Raw genomic sequence first — 7,870 nt, forward strand, 5'->3', positions numbered from 1 at the left:
CCAACCTCAAAACAGTGTTTTGAGCAACCTGTGGCTAGCTTCCTAGTTTGCTCTTTGATTTTCATTGAGTATAAATCAGCCATAAAGAAAACCTATCACAGATATAGATATCATATAATGGCGTAAATAGTCTTTTTCTGTTAAGATTATAAGGTATTCTATTTTGGAGGAAATGACATGAAAAAAATCGTTAAATACTCATCTCTTGCGGCCCTTGCTCTTGTTGCTGCAGGTGTGCTTGCAGCTTGCTCAGGGGGTGCTAAGAAAGAAGGAGAAGCAGCTAGCAAGAAAGAAATCATCGTTGCAACCAATGGCTCGCCAAAACCATTTATCTATGAAGAAAATGGTGAATTGACTGGTTATGAGATTGAAGTCGTTCGCGCTATCTTTAAAGACTCTGACAAGTATGATGTCAAGTTTGAAAAGACAGAATGGTCAGGTGTCTTTGCAGGTCTTGACGCTGACCGTTACAATATGGCTGTCAACAATCTGAGCTACACTAAAGAACGTGCGGAAAAATACCTTTATGCCGCACCAATTGCCCAAAACCCTAATGTCCTTGTAGTGAAGAAAGATGACTCTAGTATCAAGTCTCTCGCTGATATCGGTGGAAAATCGACGGAAGTCGTTCAAGCTACTACATCAGCTAAGCAGTTAGAAGCATACAACGCTGAACACCCGGACAACCCAACTATCCTTAACTATACTAAGGCAGACTTCCAACAAATCATGGTACGTTTGAGCGATGGCCAATTTGATTACAAGATTTTTGATAAAATCGGTGTTGAAACAGTGATCAAGAACCAAGGTTTGGACAACTTGAAAGTTATCGAACTTCCAAGCGACCAACAACCTTACGTTTACCCACTTCTTGCTCAGGGTCAAGATGAGTTGAAATCATTTGTGGACAAACGCATTAAAGAACTCTACAAAGATGGCACGCTTGAAAAATTGTCTAAACAATTCTTCGGAGACACTTACCTACCGGCAGAAGCTGATATTAAATAATTTCTTGAAATCATCCATTCTGAGTAAGATGGGTGATTTCTCAGTTCTTAGGGATATAGTTTTAAACTATATATCTGATTATCTAATAACAATTTGTGCAATTGAACAAAGTATGAGATACTAGTACGGTATTATTTTTAAGGAGAAAGAATCATGAAAATCAAAAAATGGCTTGGCCTAGCAGCCCTTGCTACAGTCGCAGGTTTGGCTCTTGCAGCTTGCGGAAACTCAGAAAAGAAAGCAGACAATGCAACAACTATCAAAATCGCAACTGTTAACCGTAGCGGTTCTGAAGAAAAACGTTGGGACAAAATCCAAGAATTGGTTAAAAAAGACGGCATTGCCTTGGAATTTACAGAGTTCACAGACTACTCACAACCAAACAAGGCAACTGCTGATGGCGAAGTAGACTTGAACGCTTTCCAACACTACAACTTCTTGAACAACTGGAACAAAGAAAATGGAAAAGACCTTGTAGCGATTGCAGATACTTACATCTCTCCAATCCGTCTTTACTCAGGTTTGAATGGAAGTGACAACAAGTACACTAAAGTAGAAGACATCCCAGCAAACGGAGAAATCGCTGTACCGAACGATGCTACAAATGAAAGCCGTGCGCTTTACTTGCTTCAATCAGCTGGCTTGATTAAATTGGATGTTTCTGGAACTGCTCTTGCAACAGTTGCTAACATTAAAGAAAATCCAAAGAACTTGAAAATCACTGAATTGGACGCTAGCCAAACAGCTCGTTCATTGTCATCAGTTGACGCTGCCGTTGTAAACAATACCTTCGTTACAGAAGCAAAATTGGACTACAAGAAAGCACTTTTCAAAGAACAAGCTGATGAAAACTCAAAACAATGGTACAACATCATCGTTGCGAAAAAAGATTGGGAAACATCACCAAAAGCTGATGCTATCAAGAAAGTGATCGCAGCTTACCACACAGATGATGTGAAAAAAGTTATCGAAGAAACATCAGACGGTTTGGATCAACCAGTTTGGTAATAAGAAACAGGGAGGTGGGAGAGAAAATTCCACCTCTTGCTTTTGTATAGAGCATGGATTGTCAGGAAGAGTAGTTCATAGAAAGGTAGAGAGAATATGGTTTTTCCTAGCGAACAAGAACAAATTGAAAAATTTGAAAAGGATCATGTAGCCCAGCATTATTTTGAGGTTTTGCGTACCTTGATTTCTAAGAAATCAGTCTTTGCCCAGCAGGTTGGACTTAAGGAAGTCGCAAATTATCTGGGTGAGATTTTCAAACGTGTTGGGGCTGAAGTGGAGATTGATGAGACTTATACGGCGCCCTTTGTTATGGCGCATTTCAAGAGTTCGCGCCCAGATGCCAAGACCTTGATTTTCTATAACCACTATGACACTGTACCAGCTGATGGGGATCAGGTGTGGACAGAAGATCCTTTTACTCTTTCAGTCCGCAATGGCTTTATGTATGGGCGTGGGGTTGACGATGACAAGGGTCATATCACAGCTCGTTTGAGTGCTTTGAGAAAATATATGAAGCACCACGATGACCTGCCTGTCAATATCAGTTTTATTATGGAGGGTGCGGAGGAATCGGCTTCGACAGACCTGGATAAGTATTTGGAAAAACATGCGGATAAACTCCGTGGTGCGGATTTATTGGTCTGGGAACAAGGAACCAAAAATGCCTTGGAACAGCTAGAAATTTCTGGTGGAAATAAGGGGATTGTGACTTTTGATGCCAAGGTTAAAAGTGCTGATGTGGATATCCATTCGAGTTATGGTGGGGTTGTGGAGTCAGCTCCCTGGTACCTCCTTCAAGCCCTACAGTCTCTTCGTGCCGCAGATGGCCGTATCTTGGTTGAAGGTTTGTACGAAGAAGTGCAAGAGCCAAATGAACGTGAATTGGCCTTGGTGGATACCTACGCTCAACGAAATCCAGGGGAAATCAGCCAGATTTATGGTTTGGAATTGCCTCTTTTACAAGAGGATCGTGCAGCCTTTCTAAAACGTTTCTTTTTCGAGCCAGCCCTTAATATCGAAGGGATTCAGTCAGGTTATCAAGGACAAGGAGTCAAAACGATTTTGCCAGCAGAAGCTAGTGCCAAGCTAGAGGTTCGTTTGGTTCCTGGCCTAGAACCGCATGATGTTCTGGAAAAAATTCGGAAACAGCTAGACAAAAATGGCTTTGATAAGGTAGAATTATACTATACCTTGGGAGAGATGAGCTATCGAAGCGATATGAGCGCACCAGCCATTCTCAATGTGATCGAGTTGGCTAAGAAATTCTATCCACAGGGCGTTTCAGTCTTGCCGACGACAGCGGGGACAGGGCCTATGCATACGGTCTTTGATGCCCTAGAGGTGCCAATGGTGGCCTTCGGTCTAGGAAATGCCAACAGCCGAGACCACGGTGGAGATGAGAACGTGCGAATCGCCGATTATTACACCCATATTGAATTAGTAGAGGAGCTGATTAGAAGCTATGAGTAGAGATATTATCAAGTTAGATCAGATCGATGTGACTTTTCATCAAAAGAAGAGAACTATCACAGCGGTCAAGGATGTGACCATTCACATCCAAGAAGGGGATATCTACGGAATCGTTGGATATTCTGGAGCAGGGAAATCAACTCTTGTACGGGTGATTAACCTTTTGCAAAAACCATCTGCAGGGAAAATTACCATTGACGACGATGTGATTTTTGATGGCAAGGTGACCTTGACGGCCGAGCAGTTGCGTCGTAAACGTCAGGATATCGGGATGATTTTCCAGCATTTTAACCTGATGAGCCAAAAGACAGCAGAGGAGAATGTAGCCTTTGCCCTAAAACACTCTGGACTTAGCAAGGAAGAAAAGAAGGCTAAAGTAGCCAAGCTGTTGGACTTGGTTGGCTTGGCGGACCGTGCTGAAAACTACCCTTCACAATTATCTGGAGGGCAAAAACAGCGTGTAGCCATTGCGCGTGCCTTAGCAAATGATCCAAAAATCTTGATTTCAGACGAGTCGACTTCTGCCCTTGACCCTAAGACAACCAAGCAGATTTTGGCCTTGTTGCAAGATTTGAACCAAAAATTAGGCTTGACTGTTGTCTTGATTACGCATGAAATGCAGATTGTCAAAGACATTGCCAACCGTGTGGCGGTTATGCAGGATGGGCATTTGATTGAAGAGGGTAGTGTGCTTGAAATCTTCTCAGACCCTAAACAACCCTTGACCCAAGACTTTATCTCAACAGCTACAGGTATTGACGAAGCCATGGTCAAAATCGAGAAGCAAGAAATCGTGGAACACTTGTCTGAAAACAGTCTCTTGGTGCAACTCAAGTACGCTGGTGCTTCAACAGACGAGCCACTTTTGAATGAATTGTACAAGCATTACCAAGTGACGGCTAATATCCTCTATGGGAATATTGAAATTCTCGATGGTACTCCTGTTGGAGAATTAGTTGTGGTCTTGTCAGGTGAAAAAGCAGCACTGGCAGGTGCTCAAGAAGCCATTCGTCAAGCAGGCGTACAACTAAAAGTATTGAAGGGAGGACAGTAAGATGGAATCATTGATTCAAACCTATTTACCAAATGTCTATAAAATGGGCTGGGCTGGTCAAGCAGGCTGGGGAACAGCCATCTACCTAACCCTCTATATGACAGTTCTTTCCTTCATCATCGGAGGGTTCTTGGGGCTTGTTGCAGGTCTTTTCCTTGTCTTGACAGCGCCAGGTGGTGTCTTGGAAAATAAAGTCGTTTTCTGGATTTTAGACAAAATTACCTCAATTTTTCGTGCGGTTCCTTTCATCATTCTCTTGGCAGTCTTGTCACCCTTCTCTCATCTAATCGTAGGAACAAGTATCGGACCAAATGCGGCTATCGTACCCCTATCTTTTGCAGTCTTTGCCTTTTTTGCCCGTCAGGTACAGGTTGTCTTGGCTGAACTGGATGGCGGTGTCATTGAGGCGGCTCAAGCGAGCGGAGCGACATTCTGGGACATCGTGGGTGTTTACCTATCAGAAGGTCTTCCAGATTTGATCCGTGTGACAACTGTGACCTTGATTTCCCTTGTTGGGGAAACGGCTATGGCTGGTGCGGTTGGAGCTGGTGGTATCGGTAACGTAGCCATCGCTTATGGATTTAACCGCTACAATCACGATGTGACCATCTTAGCAACCATCATTATCATTTTGATTATCTTTGCGATCCAATTCTTGGGAGACTTCTTGACCAAGAAATTGAGCCATAAATAAAGAGAACTGGGCCATCTATACATCAATTCACAGGATTTGTCGTATAGCCAAGACTTAAAATTCTCTGTAGTGGTTGCTATCAATTGATACTTTTATGAGTAAGAGAGTTAAGAATTGTGGGGAGTCAATATGCAAAATCTGGGAGAAGTTTTTAAAGAATTGAGAAAGAGTCGGAATGTATCCCTACAGGAGGCGACGGGAGGAGAGTTTACTTATTCCATGCTGAGCAAATTTGAGCGTGGAGAAGCAGACTTATCATCTATGAAATTGATTACTGCCTTAGATAACATCCACTCTGATTTGAATGAATTTATGTACTTGGTACGTGGTTTTTCTCAGAAAAAGGTTTTGGCTTTTCAAGAAAATCTTTGGGATTTATATGACAGAGAAGGGATTGATTCTCTCCATTCCTTGTATGAAGAGACGACTCAAAAGTATAGATCAAGTGGTGAAACAAGCTATCTTTTACAAATGATTCGTATCAAAAGCCTTCTTGTGTTTTTTGATTCAGAAATAAGAGCAACGGATGAAGAACTGACTTTTCTCTATGACTATTTTTTTACTATTGACATCTGGGGAAATTATGAATTGGAATTATTTTCAACGATTTCTACTTTGTTCCCTCTGCCCCTCTATTTTAAATATTCTAGGGAGATGTTACAAAAGACGGATTTATTAGGCTCTTTACCGAGTAACAAAGTTGGTATTGACACCATTTTAATTAATGGACTCTTTAAAGCGATAGAGGAAAAGGATAAATTAAAAGCAGATTATTTTATCTTTCAGATTGAAAAACGAGAATTGCCAGAATCTCAAGCCTATCTTAAAATCATTTATATGATTGCTAAAGGGTATTATGATACTATTTTTAAATTAGAAAATAAGGGTCTTGAAAAAATCCAGAGAGGCATTACAATCTTACAAGATTTAGAGTATGTAGATGGTGCAAGATACTATGAAAACTATTTTGCAAATCAGCTTTCAAATAAAGATTTGTAATATATTCTCGTTACATCGACTGATGAAAAATAAATAGGCTTGTAGATGGATTGATAATTAGCAATTTCTAGGCGCTAGAGTTTCTATTTTCAGAAAAAATATATTACAAAAAAGTGGGGACTCCCGCTTTTTTTGTTAGACTGATTTCAATAGAATACTCTTTGAAATGTGAGAAAGGTCTGCTATGAAATTATTTTTAAAACATCATTTATTTAGAATACTTACCTTATCGAGGTTTTTGAGCTCAAGTGGAGCTTATATTTATAATTTGGTATTTATCGTTTATGCTGCGAGTCTACCCTTTAAAAATATAGCAGTATTTATGGCTAATATGATTACGATTTTACCTTTCCTATTTACTTTTTATGTTGGGATTAGGGCTGATCATACTCGGAATAAAGCAGGGACAATTATCTGGGTTGGTTGTGTGCAAAGTCTACTATTTCTTTTGATTGCTAGTGTGATTCATGACCAGAACTTCGTAACGTTTGCTTTTATCTGTATGGTTAATATCTGTTCAGATATTTTATCGGATTATACAGCAGGCCTTCGTATGCCGATTATCCAGCATAATATTTCGGAAGATAAGCTCTATGAAGCTTATTCCTTTACTCAGTTTGTTTCCTATTTATCAAATCTAGGAGGTCAAGCCTTAGGAGTGTGGTTACTCACAACAAGCCACCAAGATTTTTCTTTTGTTGCAATTGTGAATGCTGGCTTCTTTTTACTATCTTCTCTCATTTTGTTCAAAAATAGCAGAGAATTGACGCATTTGTCTGTAACGGTAGAGAATGAGCCTATTAGTTTACTTCAACAAGTTAAGGCAATCTATGCGGACATGGATGATATCTTTAGGCAAAGAGAAAGTAAATCATTGCTTAAAATTATCCTTGTCATTTTGGTAATGAATACTTTGGGAGGAGCTGTTGGAGGTATTTATCACTTTTATTTATTAGACCATACTATCTATCATCTCAGCTATGCTCAAGCCCTATTTTTAATTGAATGTGTTAGCTTGGGAGGAGCTATTATTGGTAGCCTAACTCCCCATGATTATTTTGGTAAATGGTCGTTTTCAAGATTGCTATCGCTCAATGCAAGTCTGTTTGTCTTGCTTGCTACTGCTAATATTTTAGATTTTTCTCCTCTAGTAGGTGTTGCTTGCTTAGCTTTTGTCATGTATTTGATGTCGAAATCAATGCCTAAATTAGATACTCTGTTATTGTCTAATTTGAGCGCGGATGTATTAGCTAGAAGTAATAATCTCTTGAGTATGATTTTTTCCCTAACATTACCCTTGGGGATGTCTGTATTTTCCTTCTTAGCTTTACAAGATATCAGGCTTTGTTGGTGGGTGTTTTTGGTAGTGAGTGTGATAGGGTTGATTTTATCACTAGAAAAAAGAAGTTTTTCGGGTAAAAAATTTTAACCTAGGAAAATCAGGCTTACTAGAAGGCCTTCCAGATTTAATCCGTGTGACGACTGTGACCTTGATTTCCCTTGTTGGGGAAACAGCCATGGCCGGAGCGGTTGGTGCTGGTGGTATCGGTAACGTAGCCATCGCTTATGGATTTAACCGCTACAATCACGATGTGACCATCTTGGCAACCATCATTATCATTTTGATTATCTTTAAA

The 7,870-nt window shown here is 40.2% G+C and carries 7 protein-coding genes and 1 pseudogene; all 8 read left to right on the plus strand.

Features of this window, described 5'->3' with window-relative positions; all coding sequences use genetic code 11:
• Positions 1-177: 177 nt before the first annotated feature.
• Positions 178-1,008 (plus strand): amino acid ABC transporter substrate-binding protein, encoded by an 831-nt coding sequence (locus SMSK597_RS11220; protein WP_000724930.1) that lies wholly within the window; start codon positions 178-180, stop codon positions 1,006-1,008.
• Positions 1,009-1,161: 153 nt separating this feature from the next.
• Entirely contained in the window at positions 1,162-2,016 is an 855-nt protein-coding gene (locus SMSK597_RS11225; protein WP_000694497.1) for a MetQ/NlpA family ABC transporter substrate-binding protein, read from the plus strand.
• Between the two features lie 96 nt (positions 2,017-2,112).
• Positions 2,113-3,486, plus strand: coding sequence for a M20 family metallopeptidase (locus SMSK597_RS11230; protein ID WP_000231802.1), 1,374 nt, complete (start codon positions 2,113-2,115; stop codon positions 3,484-3,486).
• The gene (locus tag SMSK597_RS11235; RefSeq protein ID WP_000085666.1) at positions 3,479-4,540 is read left to right on the plus strand and encodes a methionine ABC transporter ATP-binding protein; all 1,062 of its coding nucleotides are present in this window, start codon (positions 3,479-3,481) and stop codon (positions 4,538-4,540) included. The genes SMSK597_RS11230 and SMSK597_RS11235 overlap by 8 nt, the downstream gene beginning before the upstream one ends.
• Position 4,541: 1 nt before the next feature.
• Positions 4,542-5,234, plus strand: coding sequence for a methionine ABC transporter permease (locus SMSK597_RS11240; RefSeq protein ID WP_000444647.1), 693 nt, complete (start codon positions 4,542-4,544; stop codon positions 5,232-5,234).
• 129 nt (positions 5,235-5,363) lie between these two features.
• Positions 5,364-6,233 carry a helix-turn-helix domain-containing protein gene (locus SMSK597_RS11245; RefSeq protein ID WP_001180347.1) on the plus strand — a complete coding sequence of 290 codons (870 nt, stop codon included), beginning with the start codon at positions 5,364-5,366 and terminating at the stop codon, positions 6,231-6,233.
• Between the two features lie 184 nt (positions 6,234-6,417).
• On the plus strand, positions 6,418-7,662 hold the full coding sequence (locus SMSK597_RS11250; protein WP_025169709.1) for an MFS transporter: 1,245 nt from the start codon (positions 6,418-6,420) through the stop codon (positions 7,660-7,662).
• Between the two features lie 16 nt (positions 7,663-7,678).
• A pseudogene (locus SMSK597_RS0103125) lies at positions 7,679-7,870 on the plus strand (ABC transporter permease); the annotation flags it as partial.

This window comes from Streptococcus mitis SK597 (assembly GCF_000148545.1).
In the GTDB taxonomy this organism is placed as follows: domain Bacteria; phylum Bacillota; class Bacilli; order Lactobacillales; family Streptococcaceae; genus Streptococcus; species Streptococcus mitis_C.